Source organism: Rothia sp. HMSC069C10, from assembly GCF_001812205.1.
Lineage (GTDB): Bacteria > Actinomycetota > Actinomycetes > Actinomycetales > Micrococcaceae > Rothia > Rothia mucilaginosa.
In genome coordinates, this window is sequence record NZ_KV808306.1 from 56,362 (window position 1) to 72,408 (window position 16,047).

At 57.5% G+C, this 16,047-nt stretch carries 14 protein-coding genes; 7 read left to right on the forward strand and 7 right to left on the reverse strand.

Annotated elements, in window-relative coordinates; translation table 11 throughout:
- Positions 1-2 precede the first annotated feature (2 nt).
- From HMPREF2842_RS08965 to pknB, 5 genes are read left to right on the forward strand one after another with little or no spacing between them, the layout of a single operon-like run.
- Positions 3-1,772 carry a PP2C family protein-serine/threonine phosphatase gene (locus tag HMPREF2842_RS08965; RefSeq protein WP_070644387.1) on the forward strand — a complete coding sequence of 590 codons (1,770 nt, stop codon included), beginning with the start codon at positions 3-5 and terminating at the stop codon, positions 1,770-1,772.
- Positions 1,765-3,225 carry an FtsW/RodA/SpoVE family cell cycle protein gene (locus tag HMPREF2842_RS08970; RefSeq protein WP_049354376.1) on the forward strand — a complete coding sequence of 487 codons (1,461 nt, stop codon included), beginning with the start codon at positions 1,765-1,767 and terminating at the stop codon, positions 3,223-3,225. Before HMPREF2842_RS08965 ends, HMPREF2842_RS08970 begins: the two co-directional genes overlap by 8 nt.
- A complete protein-coding gene (locus tag HMPREF2842_RS08975; RefSeq protein WP_070644389.1) occupies positions 3,218-4,657 on the forward strand; it encodes a peptidoglycan D,D-transpeptidase FtsI family protein in 1,440 nt (479 codons plus the stop codon). Before HMPREF2842_RS08970 ends, HMPREF2842_RS08975 begins: the two co-directional genes overlap by 8 nt.
- On the forward strand, positions 4,654-6,411 hold the full coding sequence (locus HMPREF2842_RS08980; RefSeq protein ID WP_070505496.1) for a protein kinase domain-containing protein: 1,758 nt from the start codon (positions 4,654-4,656) through the stop codon (positions 6,409-6,411). The genes HMPREF2842_RS08975 and HMPREF2842_RS08980 overlap by 4 nt, the downstream gene beginning before the upstream one ends.
- Positions 6,412-6,458: 47 nt before the next feature.
- Positions 6,459-8,615, forward strand: coding sequence for a Stk1 family PASTA domain-containing Ser/Thr kinase (gene pknB, locus HMPREF2842_RS08985; protein WP_049354379.1), 2,157 nt, complete (start codon positions 6,459-6,461; stop codon positions 8,613-8,615).
- Positions 8,616-8,849: 234 nt separating this feature from the next.
- On the opposite strand, the gene HMPREF2842_RS08990 is transcribed toward pknB, so the two are convergent.
- From HMPREF2842_RS08990 to HMPREF2842_RS08995, 3 genes are read right to left on the reverse strand one after another with little or no spacing between them, the layout of a single operon-like run.
- Positions 8,850-9,482 (reverse strand): aminodeoxychorismate/anthranilate synthase component II, encoded by a 633-nt coding sequence (locus HMPREF2842_RS08990; RefSeq protein ID WP_049354380.1) that lies wholly within the window; start codon positions 9,480-9,482, stop codon positions 8,850-8,852.
- Between the two features lie 15 nt (positions 9,483-9,497).
- Positions 9,498-9,659, reverse strand: coding sequence for a hypothetical protein (locus HMPREF2842_RS09280; protein ID WP_005507386.1), 162 nt, complete (start codon positions 9,657-9,659; stop codon positions 9,498-9,500).
- A gap of 18 nt (positions 9,660-9,677) precedes the next feature.
- The gene (locus HMPREF2842_RS08995; RefSeq protein ID WP_049345744.1) at positions 9,678-10,427 is read right to left on the reverse strand and encodes a class E sortase; all 750 of its coding nucleotides are present in this window, start codon (positions 10,425-10,427) and stop codon (positions 9,678-9,680) included.
- Positions 10,428-10,586: 159 nt separating this feature from the next.
- Between HMPREF2842_RS08995 and HMPREF2842_RS09000 the strand changes: the two genes are divergently transcribed.
- Positions 10,587-10,901: a cell division protein CrgA gene (locus tag HMPREF2842_RS09000; protein ID WP_005507388.1), complete on the forward strand. Its 315-nt coding sequence runs from the start codon at positions 10,587-10,589 to the stop codon at positions 10,899-10,901.
- A 134-nt stretch (positions 10,902-11,035) separates the two neighbouring features.
- Here HMPREF2842_RS09000 and HMPREF2842_RS09005 read toward each other — a convergent pair whose 3' ends face one another.
- A complete protein-coding gene (locus HMPREF2842_RS09005) occupies positions 11,036-12,031 on the reverse strand; it encodes a hypothetical protein (RefSeq protein WP_070633874.1) in 996 nt (331 codons plus the stop codon).
- 14 nt (positions 12,032-12,045) lie between these two features.
- On the reverse strand, positions 12,046-12,963 hold the full coding sequence (locus HMPREF2842_RS09010; protein WP_070633873.1) for a LysR family transcriptional regulator ArgP: 918 nt from the start codon (positions 12,961-12,963) through the stop codon (positions 12,046-12,048).
- A 208-nt stretch (positions 12,964-13,171) separates the two neighbouring features.
- Between HMPREF2842_RS09010 and HMPREF2842_RS09015 the strand changes: the two genes are divergently transcribed.
- Positions 13,172-13,804 (forward strand): LysE/ArgO family amino acid transporter, encoded by a 633-nt coding sequence (locus HMPREF2842_RS09015; RefSeq protein WP_070633872.1) that lies wholly within the window; start codon positions 13,172-13,174, stop codon positions 13,802-13,804.
- Positions 13,805-13,828: 24 nt separating this feature from the next.
- On the opposite strand, the gene HMPREF2842_RS09020 is transcribed toward HMPREF2842_RS09015, so the two are convergent.
- Complete coding sequence (locus HMPREF2842_RS09020; RefSeq protein WP_070644392.1) at positions 13,829-15,262, reverse strand: D-mannonate dehydratase; 1,434 nt, start codon at positions 15,260-15,262, stop codon at positions 13,829-13,831.
- Positions 15,263-15,309: 47 nt separating this feature from the next.
- Positions 15,310-15,843 (reverse strand): GTPase, encoded by a 534-nt coding sequence (locus tag HMPREF2842_RS09025; RefSeq protein WP_246823251.1) that lies wholly within the window; start codon positions 15,841-15,843, stop codon positions 15,310-15,312.
- Positions 15,844-16,047 lie beyond the last annotated feature (204 nt).

A 16,047-nucleotide genomic window follows, 5' to 3' on the forward strand; every position in this document is an offset into this window, starting at 1 on the left:
GTATGAAGATTGCTTTTCGTTTTGAGGCCCGCTCTGATACGGGTCTGAAACGCTCGAAGAATGATGACTCCGGCTACGGTGGTCGTTTCCTTGCTGTCGTTGCTGACGGTATGGGCGGCCACGTGGGCGGCGATGTCGCGTCGGCTACGACGGTTCTGAATCTGACTCCGCTTGATCACCCTGATTTTGAGGATGGTACTGGCGGCGTTTATCTGGCTGATGAGATTCAGAGTGCGAACCTGATTATTAATGAGCTGGCGGCGAATGACCCGCAGCTGGCGGGTATGGGTACGACCTGTACTGCCCTGCTGATTGATGGCGATTGTATTGAGCTGGCTCATATTGGTGACTCGCGTGCGTATCGTCTGCGCCCGGGTGCTGATGGTGAGTTTGAGCAGATTTCTACTGACCATACGTTTGTGCAGCGTCTGCTCAATGAGGGTCGTATTACCCCGCAGGAGGCGGAGAACCACCCGCATAAGAACGTGATTATGCGCGTTCTGGGTGACGTTGACGCGTCCCCTGAGCTGGAGTTGAAGACTCTGGACGCTGTTCCCGGCGAGCGCTGGGTACTCTCTTCTGACGGTTTGGATGCTGTGGTGTCCCTATCGGAGATTGAGCAGGTGATGCGTTCTACTGATGATTTGTCTGAGATTGCTGACACTCTGATTGCGATGACTTTGGAGCGTGGCGCTCCGGATAACGTGACGGTTGTGTCCCTGCAGGTGATTGACCGTGAGGTTCTGCCGGTGGATGAGCCGGTGGGTCCTTCGAGCCTGCCTGAGTCTGCTCTGCCTGATTCGATTGTGGCGGAGCAGGAGGTCAGCACGAACACTCAGAAGCTTCCCGAGGTTGCTGCCACGGCTGAGGCCGCTGAGGCTCTTTTGGGTGCGCACCATGATGAGGACTCTGATGAGCATCATCGTCGGTCGTTGCGCCGTTTCCGTCGTGCTCGTGACTTCTCTGGCACCCTGTTGCACAGCGGTTCTGGGGCGGTGCGTCACCATATCGGTACGTACGATAACGCCGTGGATGCGGCTCTTACGAACGCTGCGATTTTGCGTAGCGAGTTGGGTTCCCGCCCGCATCAGCTGGTCGGTGCCGCTTCGGTGGCTACTGAGACCGGCATGATTCCGGCGGTGACTTCTCGTACCCTGGAGCATCGTGCGACGGTGGCTCAGCGTGTGCCGTTGAAGGTTGAGTCTGATGAGGCGGCCCTGCCGGCTGAGCTGGAGGAGCTGATTGCTGAGGACGCTGAGGAGCGTTCGCGTCCGCGATCGTGGCCGATTCGCCTGTTCATTGCTCTGCTGGTTGCGGCTGTTTTGACGTTGGCTTCGTGGACCGGTCTGCGCTATGTGGAGCGTAGCTACTATGTGGGTGAGAGTGACGGCACGGTTGCGGTGTACAACGGTATTCCGCATGCGTTGGGTCCGATTCGCCTTTCTCACGTGGTGGAGAATACCGATATTCCCACGAGTGAGCTGAGCGATCATACGCGTTCTTTGTTGCGTAATGCGATTACGGCGAAGGACCTGGATGATGCGCACCAGATTGTGTCTCGTTTGAAGACTCAAGCGGATCAGACGCGTGAGAAGGCTGAGCAGGTCGCTGCTTCTGCTTCTGCCTCGGCTTCGGCTTCTGCTTCCCCGAGCTCTGTGGCGCCTAGTGAGGCTCCGAGATCTGGGGCACCGGGCTCTGATTCGGCATCCCCGACTCCTGAGCAGGCTTCTTCGGAGGCTCCTGCTGCGGTAGGCGGTGAGAATAATGGCTAAGTTCTCGTTCCGTCGTGAGTCGGATGCGCCTCGTGCACGCCGTTTCACGGAGCTTCTGCTGCTGGTTTTGGCGGTGGGTATCAGCTCGTTCGGTATGTATCTGATTGATCCGGAGCATGCTTTTGATACCTCGAAGAGCCAGTGGTTGCCGTGCACAGTGGTGCTGGGTGCCGGCGCTCTTCTGATTCACCTGGTCATGCAGTTCCGCGCGCGTTATGCTGATCCGTTTATTCTGCCGCTGGTGGTGGCGTTGAACGGTATTGGTTTGACCATGATTTATCGTCTGGATCCGCAGATTGCGGCTCCGGTGGGTGATGGTCAGCTGATGTGGACCGGCGTGTCGATGGTGCTGTGCGCGATTATCGTGTTCGTGCTCAGGGATTACCGCCTGCTGCGTAAGGTCACATACACCTCGCTGGTGCTGTCGATGATTCTGCTCATCATGCCGCTGGTTCCGGGTCTGGGTATGGAGCTCAATGGTGCTCGTATTTGGATTCATATCGGTAACCGTACGTTCCAGCCGGGTGAGGTCGCGAAGATTACTTTGGCGATTTTCTTCGCCGGCTATTTGGCGACGCACCGTGACCTGATTCTGGTGGCTGGCCGCCGCATCGGCCCTATCAATCTGCCGCGTCTGCGTGATTTGGCGCCGGTGTTCTTGGCGTGGATTGTGAGCCTGGGTGTTCTGGTGTTCCAGAAGGATCTTGGTTCGGCGATTATGTTCTTTGGCCTGTTCATGGCGATGCTGTACCTGTCGACCGGCCGTATTTCGTGGCTGGTGGTTGCGGGTATCGGTATGGCTGTGGGTGGCTATTTCGCGTACCACTATGTCTCGCACGTGCACGCCCGTATTTATGCGTGGGTGCATGCTTTTGATCCGGAGATTTACCAGGCGTCTCCTGGCGGTTCGGGTCAGATTCTGCAGGGCGTTTTCGGTCTGGCTTACGGCGGTCTTTTTGGCCGCGGTTGGGGTCAGGGCCGCGCGAACCTCGTCCCGTACGCTAATTCGGACATGATTATTTCCTCGTTGGGTGAGGAGCTGGGCCTGGTTGGTCTGGGTGCCATCCTGATGATGTTCATGCTTCTGGTTTCGCGCGGTTACCGTGCAGCGTTGGGTACTCGTGATGGTTTCGGCAAGCTGTTGGCTGCCGGTCTGTCTACGGTCATGGTTCTGCAGCTGTTCGTGGTGATTGGCGGCGTGACTCGTTTGATTCCGCTGACTGGTCTGACGACTCCTTTCATGTCTGCCGGTGGCTCCTCGTTGGTGGCTAACTGGATTATTGTGGCGCTGTGGTTGTCTATTTCTCATAGTGCCCGCGCACCTCACCTGGTGGCTGGTTATGATGCTCCGCAGGGTATTGACCATGCGGACACTAGCTACGAGCCGGAGGGTGCTACTAGCGTTCTGGCGCGTATTACGGCTAAGGATTCTGGAGGTGAGAAGAATGGATAGGGCTATTCGCCGCATGTGGATGTCTGCCGCGTGCGTGTTTGTCCTGCTGATGGGTACCCTCAGCTATATTCAGTTCTTCGATTCGAAGACGCTGATGAATAATCAGTGGAATTCTCGAGCGCTCTACGACAATTACGGTTCGGCACGTGGTTCGATTGTGGTTGACGGTACGGAGATTGCTTCGTCGGTGAAGTCCGATGATGAGTACAACTACCAGCGTGTGTACAACCACCCGCTCAAGTATGCGGCTCTGACCGGTTACTTCTCCACGATTTATGGCGCGACCGGGCTGGAAGCGGCACTCGATAAGGAGCTTGCCGGCACGAGCGATAGCCAGTTCTACGACCGTGTGGCGCAGCTGTTTAGCGGTTCTTCCGCGCAGGGCGCTAGCGTGGAGCTGACGATTAATTCGAAGCTTCAGGACATTGCCTACAACGCACTGCAGGGCCGTAAGGGTGCTGTGGTGGCGTTGAACCCGAAGACCGGTGAGATTCTGGCGATGGCTTCTTCGCCGTCCTATGATCCGAATCTTCTGTCGGCTCATACGAGCTCTTCGGTTCTGGCGAATTACCAGGCGCTGACTTCTGACGAGGACAGCCCCCTGTTTAACCGTGCGATTGCGGGTAACACCTATTCGCCGGGTTCGACCTTCAAGATTATTGATGCGGTGGCGGCTCTGGAATCCGGCAAGTACAACGCATCCTCGGTCATTCCGAACCCCGCGCAGTTGCCGCTGCCGGGCACGAACATTACCCTGCCGAACTATACGGGCGGTCAGTGTTCAACCCGCACTCAGGCGACGATTGAGTGGGCTTTGGCTCAGTCCTGCAATACGCCGTTTGCGCAGATTGCAATGGATCTGGGTCAGGAGCGTATCGCGAAGACCGCTGAGAATTTTGGTTACGGCCAGGATTTGAAGATTCCTTTGACGGTTTCTAAGTCGTCTTTCCCGTCGAATCTGACGCAGAGCCAGCTGGCTCAGTCGGCGATTGGTCAGTACGACGTGAAGACCACTCCGTTGCAGGTGGCGATGACTTCTGCGGCGATTGCGAATGGCGGCGTGCAGATGAAGCCGAACCTGATTCGTTCGGTGAAGACCAGCAACCTGAGCACTTTGCAGGAGTTCTCTCCTGAGAAGCTGCGTACGTCCACTAGCCCTGAAATTGCCAACCAGGTGAAGCAGTGGATGGTGAATGCGGTTGATAATGGTATTGCACGTAATGCTGGTGTCTCCGGTGTGAAGGTGGCGGGTAAGACCGGTACCGCGGAGACCACGGCAGGTTTGAATAATTCTTGGTTTACCGGTTTCGCGCCGGCTGATGATCCTCAGATTGCGATTGCTGTGGTTTATGAGGATATTGACGTGGCGACCGGTGCCCAGTTGGCAACCAGTACTAGTAAGCAACTCTTTGAGGCGGTGTTGAACAAGTGAGGCCTGCGGCTGATATCACTTTGGGCGGGCGCTACACCTTAACCGAACGTATCGCGATTGGCGGTATGGGCGAGGTGTGGAAAGCTCGCGACAAGGTGCTTGGGCGCATCGTTGCGGTCAAGATCCTCAAGGAGGAGTACACCGGTGACCCGGGCTTCTTGGAGCGTTTCCGCGCTGAGGCCCGTAATACGGCGCTGTTGAACCACCCCGGCGTAGCGAATGTTTTTGACTACGGTGAGGAGGACAACTCCGCGTACCTGGTCATGGAACTGGTGCCGGGTAATCCGCTTTCGAGCATCATCGAGCATGAGACTACCCTGCCGCCGGACCGTATTCTGAACTTCATTGCTCAGACCGCTCGCGCGTTGGCTGCGGCTCATTCGCAGGGTCTGGTGCATCGTGACGTGAAGCCGGGTAACCTCATCATCACTCCGGATGACCGTGTGAAGGTGACCGATTTCGGTATTGCTCGTCTGGCTAACCAGGTGCCGTTGACGGCTACCGGCCAGGTGATGGGCACTGCCCAGTATTTGGCGCCGGAACAGGCAACCGGTCAGGCGGCTACCGCGTCTTCGGATATGTACTCGTTGGGCATTATTGGTTATGAGTGCCTGGTTGGTCGTCGTCCGTTTACGGGTGAGTCGCAGATTGCGATTGCTTTGGCTCAGGTGAATGATCCGCCGCCGCCGCTTCCGGAGACCATCCCGGCTCCTGCTCGTGCGCTCATCATGTGCTTGTTGGCGAAGGACCCGGCTCAGCGTCCTAAGGATGCGACCGCTCTAGCGTCTGCGGTGGATGCAATTCGTCGCCGCGATCTGAAGGCAGCGGTGAAGGCTGTTCCTCCGCTGGCGCAGTTCTTGGCTGAGGAGAATGCTGACGACGGTACTGTCGCTATGACTGCGATGGATGTGGCGGCGGAGCCGATTAGCGCTTCTGCTACTCCGCGTTTTGGTTCTGGTGGTCGTTTCTCGCCGGAGCCGACGACGGCGCCTATTCCTCGTACGGGTGCGCAGACCATGCGTCCAGCTTCGGGTCGTGTGAAGGCTGCTGTTGCCCCTCCGGCTAAGCGTGGATCGAACGTGTGGATGTGGGTTGCTCTGCTTCTGGCAATCGTGCTGATTGCTGGCGGTATTTGGACGGTCCTCTCCTCCAATAGTGGTGGCGGTTCGACTGATCCGGTTCCGAGCGCTTCTTCGTCTGTTGTTCCGACGAACACGGGTACCGTTTCGACGGTGGAGCCGACTGAGTCTGCTTCTGCCCGTGCTGCAAAGCAGAAGGTGACCATCAACGCGATTAACTATGAGGGTCGTGAACTGCAGGATGCGGTGAACGAGCTGAAGAACCTTGGCTTGTCCCCCAAGACTGAGGGTGTTGAGTCGACTCAGCCGGAGAACACGGTGATTTCGGTTTCTCCGACGGGTACTTTGGAACAGGGTAATAGCGTGACTGTTCGCTATTCGACCGGTCCGAAGTCGGTGACTTTGCCGTCGAACCTTGAGGGTAAGAACGTTGACGAGGCATCGAAGGCTGTTGCCGCTCTGGGTGTGAACGTTTCTCTGCATTATGAGAATTCGGACACTGCGGCCCCCGGTACGGTGCTTCGTACTACCCCCTCATCTGGCACCAAGGTCACGGTTGGTAGTAATGTAGACATGTATGTGGCCTCTTCCAGTTCGGGTAGGGGTTCGAGTGCGAGCGCTTCTGCTGCACCGTCTGCGTCGGCTTCTGCTTCCGCTTCTGCGTCGGCGCGTTAGCCCCTACGTTTTGATTTAGTTTTAGTCTTAGTGATCCAGGAGAACTTATGGACCTGTCGGTTCCCGACACGGTTGATAACCGTTACAAGGTACTCGAGGTAATCGGTACCGGTGCGATGGCAACCGTTTATGCTGCTGAGGATACTCGCCTCGGCCGCAAGGTTGCGCTTAAGATTCTGCGCCCGGAGCAGGCCCAGGACGATACGTTCCGCGCACGCTTTAAGCGTGAGGCGGAGGCTGTGGCGTCTCTGAACAATCCTGCGATTGTTGCTGTCTATGACACCGGTTCGTACAACCCCTCGCAGGATGGCAAGGAGTCTGATTCTTCGGATGAGGGCACCGCTATTCCTTATATCGTGATGGAGTACGTGGAGGGTCACACTCTTCGTTCCATCCTGTCCCGTGGCGGCCACCTGCCGGTCCGTGATGCTTTGGGTTATTCCGAGCAGCTGCTGGGTGCTTTGCAGTACAGCCACTCGATGGGCATTATTCACCGCGACATTAAGCCGGCGAATATTATGGTGCTGGAGCGTACCAGCGAGGATATCGCTAAGGGTCAGCCCGGCCAGATTAAGGTCATGGATTTCGGTATTTCCCGTGCCATTGAGGAAGCTGGCGAGGCGCTGACCAAGGCTAACGTGGTGATGGGTAGCGCACGCTACATGTCCCCTGAGCAGGTGAGCGGCAAGGATGTTGACGCCCGTAGCGACCTGTACTCTGCTGCCTGCGTGATTTACGAGATGATTGCTGGTCGTTCTCCGTTCGATGCTGAGTCGAATGTTGACCTGGCTGCTAAGCACCTCTCTGACACTCCTGAGCCTCCGAGCAAGTTCACCCCGCTTGAGGTTCCGGCGGGTCTGGATGCTGTGATTCTGAAGGGTCTGGCGAAGAACCCGGATGAGCGTTATCAGAGCGCGGCTGAGTTCGCTCAGGCTCTGGTGTCGGTTGTTCGCCCGGGTGAAGAGACCGTGGTTCAGGATGCAGCGATGACTACTGCTTTCGTTCCTTCGGCAACTACCGCCTCCCTGGGTGATGACTACGCCCCGTACACCACCTCGATCACTGAGGCTTCGGTGGAGGACGGCGGTCTTAACGGCTTCTTCGAGTATGAGGACGATGAAGAGCTGTACGAGGATGAGGAGTACGCGGAGTACGATGAGTCTTCGCCGCGTAAGCGTGCGTGGGTTCGTTTCCTCGTGGGTACTCTGATTGCGGCTCTGCTGGTCTTCAGTGTCGGCTCGGTGCTGTACTACCAGAACAAGCTGAACGAGGTTCCGCAGGTTTCGGTTCCGGCTGTGGTGAATGTTTCCCGCGATGATGCCGATAACCAGCTGCGTAACTTGGGCTTCGTGCTGGATTACCGTACGGCTTACTCTGACAACATCAAGAAGGGTGACGTGATTAGCGTCGAGCCGGGTGTTGGCTCGAAGGTTAACAAGGGTTCGACCGTGACTGTGACCGTTTCGAGTGGTCCGGAGAAGGTCAAGCTGCCGGATAACCTGCAGGGTCAGAGTGAGGCGTATGTCCGTAACGCTCTGAAGGACCTGGGTCTGGTGGATGGCCGCGTCTCCACTGTGGAGAGCGCTTCCGTTCCTGCCGGTATGGTTGTGGAGCTTTCCCCGGAGAAGGGCTCGACCGATGATAAGGGTGCTCAGACCGTTGAGGCTGGTAGCACCGTGAACATCGTCCTGTCCTCCGGTAAGGTGAAGGTCCCCTCGCTGGTGGGTCTGACCAAGGATCAGGCTATTGCTGCTCTGACTGCTCAGGATGTTCTGCTGAACACCAACATTGAGACCGTTCAGACCAATGAGCGTCCTGCTGGTACCGTGCTTTCGCAGAGCTCTGCGGCGGGTACTCTGGTGGCTCAGAACAGCACCGTGACGATTCGTGTGGCGGCTACTCCGACTCAGACGACTGCACCGACTCAGCAGGCTACTCAGCCGGCTGCATCGACCGGTAACCAGAACGCTACTACTGGCAACCAGAACCAGCAGCGTCAGGCTACCCAGCAGGCTACTCAGCCGGCTGCATCGACCGGTAACCAGAACGCTACCACTGGCAACCAGAACCAGCAGCGTTCTACCGCTACGGCTACTCCGGCACCGGCTGCGTCCGCTACTGCGGGTACCCGTACGATTCAGGGTAATAACGCGAATACCAATGCCAATGCGAACAACGCAAACGCTAACGCGAATGCCCGCTAAGGGGTTCTAGCGGCTAGCTACGATAAAGGGGCGGCGCTCCACACCGTTGGGTGTGGGGCGCCGCCCCTTTCGTGTATCTGCCCGTGTGTCTGTCTGTGTGCTTTGTTCGTGTACCGGGGCTTGCTCGCGGCTACGGGCCAGATAGAGCTATCGCCTCCAGCTTCCCTGTAGCGTGACTGCTACGGGGCTTCTGGAGGCGATATAAGCCACTGAGGGCTCTAAAGGCTAGAAGGGCTAGGCCATGAGGGGTGAGAGGCTCTTAGAGCGTTCTGCGGCGCCCTGCAGGCCGGTTTCTTCGAGCCAGTTGCCGAGCATGAGGTATCCGCTTTCGGTCAGGACCGATTCGGGGTGGAACTGCACGCCGTGCATGGGGGCTTCACGGTGGCGCAGGCCCATGATGATGCCGTTGTCGGTCGTGGAGGTGGTTTCCAGGACGTCGGGCATGGTTTCGGGTACAACCGCCAGGGAGTGGTAGCGGGTCGCGGTGAAGGGGCAGGGCACGTCCTTGAACACGGAGACGTTATCGTGCACCAGCTGCGAGGTCTTGCCGTGCATCAGCTCGGGGGCGTGGGTGACGGTGCCGCCGAATGCCTCAGCAATAGCCTGGTGGCCCAGGCAGACGCCCAGCAGCGGCTTCTTCGCTTCCGCGGCCCAGCGGATGGTGTCGATGATGACGCCTGCCTCTGCGGGGGCACCGGGGCCGGGAGAGACGAGCACGCCGTCGTGTTCTTCGGCGAGCTTGATGACTTCGTCGAGTTCGTATTCGTCGTTACGGATGACGGTGGTTTCAGCGCCGAGCTGCTGGATGTAGCCGACGAGGGTGAAGACGAAGCTGTCGTAGTTGTCGATAACAAGGATGCGGGTCATGGCACGTCCTTAGCGCTAATGGTTGATGGTGACGTTCAGGTTGAAGGGGCCGTACTCTGCGAAGTGGGGGAAGACGAATTCCATGAGCAGGTAGACTACGGCGAGTATCAGCACGATGGCGATAATGATGCGAACCCACAGGGGGCCGGGGAGGTGGCGGAAAATCCATGCGTACATCTGCTTTTCCTCTCAGATTTAGGATTTTGCGACGGAGGCGGCAATTTCTGCGGGCGCTCCGGCTGCGGCGGGCCGCCAGGATTCGAGGCGGGCGTGGACAATGTATCGTTCGGTGTCACCGTAGCGCGGGTGGCAGGTGGTGAGCGTCAGGAGGCGCTCGGTGGGTGCTACGCCGGGCTGTCCGGGGACGGGTTCGATGACTTCTACCTGGTCGGGCTGCACGATTTCGTGGCTGTAGACGGTGTAGGTGTAGTAGCCGTCTTTGGTGCGCACGTAGATGTGGTCGCCTTCGGTGAGCAGGTCGATGTCGTTGAGGACTTTGCCGCGGGTTTGGCGGTGTCCTGCGAGGGAGAAATTGCCGACCTGGCCGGGCATGGCGCTTCCTTCGTAGTGGCCGAGGCCGAGGGAGTCAAGCACGTCGGAGCTGGTGCCCTGGGTTGCGGGGCGCTGGTAGTCGGATCCGAACTTGGGGATGTAGACGACGCCGAAGACTTCACCGTGGCCGGGTTCGCTCAGACCGGCGGGAGGGGTGTTGGGGTCCCAGTCGGGGACGGGTTCGCCGGGATTGGAGTCGAACTCCTGAACGAGGGTGCTGACGGCTTGGGATTGGGTGCGGTCGGCGTCGATGTTGGTCCACCAAAGCTGCCATGCGACGAAGAGGAGCAGTACGACTCCGATGGTGATGAGGAGTTCGCCTGTAATCTGGATGACCCAGTGCAGCACGCTGCGGGGGCGGCGCTCTGCGGTGGGTGCCGTTCCTTGACTCATGCGGTCTCCTTTGTCTTCTGGGTTATGTATGTTCTTGGGCGCCGGGTGGCGTTCCTTATCTTTCAACGCGGGGAGAAGGTGAAATCATCCCGTAAGTCTGCAAAGATAGGTGTGAACATATATTTTTAGGTTACCCATACAACAATAAGCGGAGGAAGTATGTCGACCAACTCGGCTAAGGCATCGTCCAAGAAGAAGTCTCAGAAGTCTGCTAAGTCTGAGGTGGAGGATGCGAGCGAGCTGCGTCTGCGTGAGATTGCTCGTGAGATGGAGAGCGGCACGCAGCTGAAGGAGCAGACTCCGTTGTGGTACCGCGTGATTATGTTCTCGCTGTTGGCGGTGGGCATTCTGTGGATTATTGTTTTCTACATTACGCAGGGCCTGTTCCCGATTCCTGATCTGGGTATGTGGAATGTGAGTGTTGGTGTGGGCGCCATGATGGTGAGCATGCTGATGATGACTCGCTGGCGTTAAGACTTAGACGTTAAGACTTAGGCACTAGGGCTTAGGCGTTAGAGCTTATAGAGAGGCGGTCGTCCCGTGTGGGGCGGCCGCCTCTCTGTATGTTTCGCCTGTTTGGCAGGAGCTGGGGTTAGAGATCCTGCACGCTACCTGTCTTTAGTTCTTACTCGGAAGATTGCGGTCATGGCGACCATGATGAGCAGCTCGGTGAGGGTTTGGGTGAGTACGGTGGCGCCCATGAGGCTCGCTTCGGGGTTCCCGTTGTGTGCCAGGCGTTGTGCGCAGAGCGCGACGACGGGGTAGATGATGAGGGCGTTGCGGGTGACAGCGCTGAAGGTTACGGAGATGCGTTCCGGTCGTCCCATCACCTTGCTGAGGCACCAGGCGGCACCTCCTGCGAGGATGGCGTAGGTGAGGTAGAGTCCGGCGAGTCGGGGAATGAGCTGCGTTTCGTTCAGTACCGCCGGGGTGTAGGCGGAGCACATGAGAGCAAGGAGCAGGCACATGAGGGGAATCATCGCGGTATCGCTCATGGTGCGTACTCGTTCGTAGGCTTGTTGACGCTGCGGTGAGCGGGTTGACCAGCGTTGCACGAGGTAGGCGGCTATCAGGGGCACGATGAGCGGTGCCAAGCTGAGGTAGCTTTCGGTGGGAAGGGGGAATATTTCTCCCACCACCCCAATATCTAATATTCCTATATATGCATACGCACTAGTCCAGAATGGAATAGAAACGATTTGGGTACCAAGAAGATAGGGCGTTGTCGCCAGCAAACCGCGATATTCCCCTCCAGCAATACACGCAAAAACCACAACGTAATCCACGCATGGAGCCAGCAAAACAATCACCGTGGCTAGAGCAATGGGGCCGCCCTCGGGAATGAAGAGGGAGACCAGAGGCGCAACTAGAATCGGGGTTCCAAGGGTAGCCACCAGCACGACCGTGCGAGCGAGCCTCTTATGCTGACCGACACTCATGCCGACTAGAGGCATGAGAGCGAAGTTGGTCCACAGGAGCGCACCGAGCGCGTAGGGCACGAGCTGCTCAGAAACTAGGCTCCACCCACTCAGCCCCGCGCTGGCACCTCCCACGGCCATGGAGGCGAGGTAGAGAGCCACCTGGTGGCGTTCCATATAGCTCACGGAGCCATCCTCTTCTAGTAGATCAGGTCGCCTCGTGCCGCTTCGTGGACGCGGCGGGTTACGGTTTCCATGACGGGCGAGTTGATGTTCCAGCGCTGCCAGTAGAGGGGGAATTCTACGGGGGTTGCGGCGAGCTTCACGAGGTGCCCGCTTGCGAGCTCTTCGGCGCATTGCGCTTCGGGAATGAGACCCCAGGCGATACCGGCGCTGACGGCGCGCGCATAGTCCGGGGAGGAGGGAATGTAGATGGTGGGGCTTTGGGTGAAGGTTTCTTCAGCCTCCAGACCTACTTCTTGTTCAATGAGGACTCGCGCTACGTCCTGCACGAAGTCTTTGCGGTCGTATTCGACGACGGGGGCACGGTTGAGCTCTTCGCGGCTTACGCGCTTGGGCCAGCCGGGTAGGTATCGCTGTACGTAGTCGGGGGTTGCGACGCACCAGTAGCGTGCCACTCCGAGGGTTTCAACGGAGCAGCCGGGGATTTTTTCGGGCTTGGAGGTGATGACTGCCATGACTTCTCCGGATCGGAGCATGGCGGAGGAGTGGAATTCGCCTTCTCGTCGCAGGTCGCAGAAGATGCTGTCTTCGCGGCTGAGGGTTCCTACGGCGTCGAGGAACCAGGTGGCGAGTGAGTCGGCATTGACGGCAACGGAGACGCTCTGGAAGCCGCCGGCGCCCATGAGTTCGCGTTCCATTTCTTGCTGCAGGAATTCGCTTTGTCGGGCGATGCGCAGTACGCTTTGTCCGGCGTCGGTGGGGGTGACGGGGTTGCTTCGGCGTACCAGGACTTTTCCGGCAATCTGTTCCATGGCTTTGATGCGCTGGGAGATGGCGGAGGGGCTCACTCGCAGGATATCTGCCGCCGCGTCGAAGGTGCCGTATTCGATGACGGTGGCGAAGGTGGTGAGCTGGTCGGTACTGAAACGTGTCATAAGAATATCTTACGCAGTGTGAAAATATTTAGATAGATTTAGGGTCCTTTTTCCCGTATTCTCATCTCTGGCACTTCACACGTCAGCTAACGCAGGCTTCATCCCTGCGTCGCGAGCTTTTGCCTGGCAAGCTGGTAGTAAGAGAGTCGTTACCCGCCACTACGCACGCGGGCTCATACCCCATTTGATCAACATAGAAAGTTTCACGATGTCCGCATCCCTCTCCCTGCTGTTTTTGGGTGCTACCACCACGATTTCTTTGGTGGCGGCTATTGGTGCCCAGGGAACTTTTGTGCTGCGTCAGGGTATTTTGGGTCGGCATATTACCCCAATCATTATTTTCTGCATTCTGTCGGATGCTCTGATGATTGGCTTGGGCGTGGTGGGCCTGGGCGCTCTGTTGGATGCGGCACCGTGGTTCATTGAGGTGTTCCGTTATGTGGGTGCGGCGTTTTTGGCGTGGTTTGGTTTTGAGGCTGGGCGGCGTGTGTTTACCCCGCATTCCATCGTGGTGGATGATGCGGAGGGCGATTCTCAGTCGTTGAAGGCGGCTCTGCTGACCACGGCGGCGGTGACGTATTTGAATCCGCTGGCGTGGTTGGATACGACTATTCTTTTGGGTTCGCTGGCGAACGCCCAGGGCGATCCTGGCCGTTGGTGGTACTACCTGGGGTGCTGCTGCGGTAGTATTATCTGGTTTTTGGGGCTGGGGTACGGTTCGCGTCTGCTTCGTCCGCTCTTTGCGCGTCCTTCGGCATGGCGTGTTTTGGATGGGGCGACGGCACTTCTGATGGCATACCTGGTGTTCAATCTGCTGACGATGAACCTGTCGACCCACTAGCTTCTACCCCCCTGAGGAGCCCTTTTATGCCTTGTCGGTCTCCTTTTCCGCGCTCTTCTCCTCTTCGAGGGTTATGAGTACCTCGTTTTTGGGCATGGTAAGCAGGCCCAGGTAGATATCGCGAATAACCAGGATGTGCTTGATTCGCTCGATCATGGGTTTGAGGAAGCTTCGGGCGTATTTTTCGTCGCTACTGGTGGTTGCGACGAAGCTGAGCCCGGAGAACACGGCAACGATCATGGACACCTTGATGACCACGGCGTTGATGTTGGTGTCTACGCCGAGGATTTTGAGGTGTTCGGGTTTGATGCTCATCCAGGATTCGATGGTGGTGTCGCTAATGGCGATGGAGGAGAACCCCATGAAGAACCCGAAGACGAGCAACATAAAGAGGCTCGCCTGAATAATCTGCCCAATCATAGGGATGATGATAAGGTTGCCCCAGGACGCAATTTTGAGGGGTCGGTGTTCGAGGATTTTCTGCTCTTCGACCCAGTCTTGGACGGTGTTCCAGATTCCCCCTTCGAGGGCCGCGGCGCGTTCGTAGTCGTTCTCGGTAAAGCTTGCAATGTCGTCGCCTCTATTGCGGCCCAGAAGGCGCGCTGTGCGCTCTAGGGAGGTCGTGACGATCACGAACACGGCGAGGAGTCCCATGAGCCCCAGAACAGCCCAGGTGCGCGGGAAGCTGAGCCTGTTGGCGAGCTTCCAGAGGTCTGCGTTCACGAAGATGAAGAGCACGGACACCATGAGTACGGGTAGTACTTTCGCAATCATGGGTGGCAGGGAGGCGAGCTGGTGGATGGCATGTTTGAAGGACCACCCTAGGATGGTGTCTACGCCGAGGAAGATGGCGAGGTAGATGCCCACAACGATGAGCGGGAATACTTGGGAACCGTCGTAGACGAAGTCGAGGCCGTCGAGGCTGCTGGATTCAAAGACACTGGCGACAAAGAGCATGCCGGCAAAAAGTACGGTAAGAATACCCGTGGTGATTTGAACCCACTGCGGGGTGCGGACCATGAGTATATGGGCAAGAGTAATGAACACACCGGAGATTATCGGCATCACGAGGAAGATACCACCGAGCACCAGCATGGGTAGCACTTCATCGCTGAGCGCGGTGTTGGTCGTGATGGCTTTAATGTATTCCGGGAGGGAACCATTTGCGTTATCAACTACGAGAATGAGGATATCGCGTAGGAAGATATAGCAGACGTGCATGATACTCGCCCACAGGATCCAGGGTACGGAGCGGGGGAACGCATCGAGAGCACGCTGACGTGCAGGAATGATGAGGGGTACGCCCTGTTTGCGGAACCAGATATTGCTCTGCTTCAGCACATCAGTCTTGCTGTAGCGCTGAGGTTGTGCCTCTTCTGCCACAGCTTTAGTGCGCAGCCGCGCCCAGATGGGGCGTGCGTCCTTCTGCTGTGCGGTGTTCTGCTCCTGTGTGCTCATGACATACCACTCTACAGGGTCGAGCAGGCCCTTTGATTATGTACCTTTTAGAGTTCTTCTTTCTCGAGCTCAGATCCAATAAAGCGAGCGTATGCGCCCATGAGTAGCGCAGCCGCTTCTTCGTGTCCCTCGTAGATTCCTAGTTCCTCGTCCTCACGACCTGTGTAGGTGCCGCTACTGATCTCGAGTAGGGATAGCGGTCCTTCTGCAGTCTCCGGGGCTAGGGCATCCAGGATGAAGCTCAGGCTTTCTTCTGCATCTTCGTCTACTCCCATGAGGCGCCCCAGGTATGTACCCGGGTAGGGTGCGATGGTGAGGACGTCTTCATTCTCACATTGGATAATGCGTGCCACAGGAATAATATCCCCGTCTGCTGTCTCTTCGAGCAGCAGCTCAGTAGAGAGGTCTATATGGCTTTCCTCGCTCTGTAGGATCTGCCTGGGCCACCAGAGGTGAATGTATTCGGTGAGTGCTGCCCATGCTTCGTGAGGCTCCAGCGAGCTCTCTACGTAGAGTGCCGCAGTCCGTTCTTCATTAGCCTGTTGCTGCTGATCGATTTGCTCGGGTGCGTGGGAAAACATGGGGTAGTGCATGGTTCTACTCTATCCCAGTGCGCTCCTCTCTGGAGGGCCCGGTAGATTCATGGGGTTCTGAGGGTACAAAAAAGGGGCAGACCCGCGTGGGTCTGCCCCTTTTCCAACTTTAGCTGTTAAAGCAAAAGAGCCCGCGTAAGCGGGCTCTTTTTATTGCCTATTGGATTGTTATCCAAAAACCATACAGTGAAC

Bases quoted from the DNA above. Each gene is read 5' to 3' on its own strand.
- HMPREF2842_RS08965 (WP_070644387.1), top strand. From the start codon at position 3: ATGAAGATTGCTTTTCGTTTTGAGGCCCGCTCTGATACGGGTCTGAAA.
- HMPREF2842_RS08970 (WP_049354376.1), top strand. From the start codon at position 1,765: ATGGCTAAGTTCTCGTTCCGTCGTGAGTCGGATGCGCCTCGTGCACGC.
- HMPREF2842_RS08975 (WP_070644389.1), top strand. From the start codon at position 3,218: ATGGATAGGGCTATTCGCCGCATGTGGATGTCTGCCGCGTGCGTGTTT.
- pknB (WP_049354379.1), top strand. From the start codon at position 6,459: ATGGACCTGTCGGTTCCCGACACGGTTGATAACCGTTACAAGGTACTC.
- HMPREF2842_RS08990 (WP_049354380.1), bottom strand. From the start codon at position 9,482: ATGACCCGCATCCTTGTTATCGACAACTACGACAGCTTCGTCTTCACC.
- HMPREF2842_RS09280 (WP_005507386.1), bottom strand. From the start codon at position 9,659: ATGTACGCATGGATTTTCCGCCACCTCCCCGGCCCCCTGTGGGTTCGC.
- HMPREF2842_RS08995 (WP_049345744.1), bottom strand. From the start codon at position 10,427: ATGAGTCAAGGAACGGCACCCACCGCAGAGCGCCGCCCCCGCAGCGTG.
- HMPREF2842_RS09000 (WP_005507388.1), top strand. From the start codon at position 10,587: ATGTCGACCAACTCGGCTAAGGCATCGTCCAAGAAGAAGTCTCAGAAG.
- HMPREF2842_RS09010 (WP_070633873.1), bottom strand. From the start codon at position 12,963: ATGACACGTTTCAGTACCGACCAGCTCACCACCTTCGCCACCGTCATC.
- HMPREF2842_RS09015 (WP_070633872.1), top strand. From the start codon at position 13,172: ATGTCCGCATCCCTCTCCCTGCTGTTTTTGGGTGCTACCACCACGATT.
- HMPREF2842_RS09020 (WP_070644392.1), bottom strand. From the start codon at position 15,262: ATGAGCACACAGGAGCAGAACACCGCACAGCAGAAGGACGCACGCCCC.
- HMPREF2842_RS09025 (WP_246823251.1), bottom strand. From the start codon at position 15,843: ATGTTTTCCCACGCACCCGAGCAAATCGATCAGCAGCAACAGGCTAAT.